We start from the raw sequence: 685 nt of genomic DNA, 5'->3' as shown, positions 1-685 counted from the left end.
GGACTGCTCCACCCCGCGACAATAATAATAATCTAATTTGAAAATATGGTGGAGGATGACGGGCTCGAACCGCCGACCCTCTGCTTGTAAGGCAGATGCTCTCCCAGCTGAGCTAATCCTCCACATTAATGAAAGTTATTTTTCGCTAGTGCGTAAAAAACTTTGGTGACCCCTACGGGACTCGAACCCGTGTTACCTCCGTGAAAGGGAGGTGTCTTAACCGCTTGACCAAGGGGCCATATCTATTAAAGAAATTATGGCGGAGAGCAAGGGATTTGAACCCTTGAGACAGGGTTACCCGCCTACACGATTTCCAATCGTGCTCCTTCGGCCACTCGGACAGCTCTCCATAATGGCTCCGCAGGTAGGACTCGAACCTACGACCGATCGGTTAACAGCCGATAGCTCTACCACTGAGCTACTGCGGAATAATAGTATTACAGCCTGGCAATGTCCTACTCTCACAGGGACGCATGTCCCAACTACCATCGGCGCTGAGAAGCTTAACTTCCGTGTTCGGTATGGGAACGGGTGTGACCTTCTCGCCATAATTGCCAGACCATTTATTCGACACTATTTTATTATAATGTCTTTTTCATATTTTTCAAGAGGAATTTTTTTTTTTTTCATTCCCTCAAAACTAGATAATGCAGAAGAAGTTGTAAAAATGAGTATGCCTAATAAA

General features: G+C 45.8%; 4 tRNA genes and 1 rRNA gene. All 5 read right to left on the bottom strand.

The features are described from left to right. Nucleotides 1-46 precede the first annotated feature (46 nt). Nucleotides 47-122: transfer RNA gene (locus ACSU6B_RS29260), tRNA-Val, on the bottom strand. Nucleotides 123-163: 41 nt separating this feature from the next. Next, nucleotides 164-238: transfer RNA gene (locus ACSU6B_RS29255), tRNA-Glu, on the bottom strand. A 19-nt stretch (nt 239-257) separates the two neighbouring features. Beyond that, nucleotides 258-349: transfer RNA gene (locus ACSU6B_RS29250), tRNA-Ser, on the bottom strand. A 4-nt stretch (nt 350-353) separates the two neighbouring features. Beyond that, nucleotides 354-428 (bottom strand) — tRNA-Asn (locus ACSU6B_RS29245). A 14-nt stretch (nt 429-442) separates the two neighbouring features. Further along, nucleotides 443-559 (bottom strand): 5S ribosomal RNA (rrf, locus tag ACSU6B_RS29240). Nucleotides 560-685 lie beyond the last annotated feature (126 nt).

This window comes from Neobacillus sp. C211, assembly GCF_051842875.1.
Taxonomy (GTDB): Bacteria; Bacillota; Bacilli; order Bacillales; family Cytobacillaceae; genus Neobacillus.
This window is presented reverse-complemented; position numbering and strand designations above follow the sequence as displayed.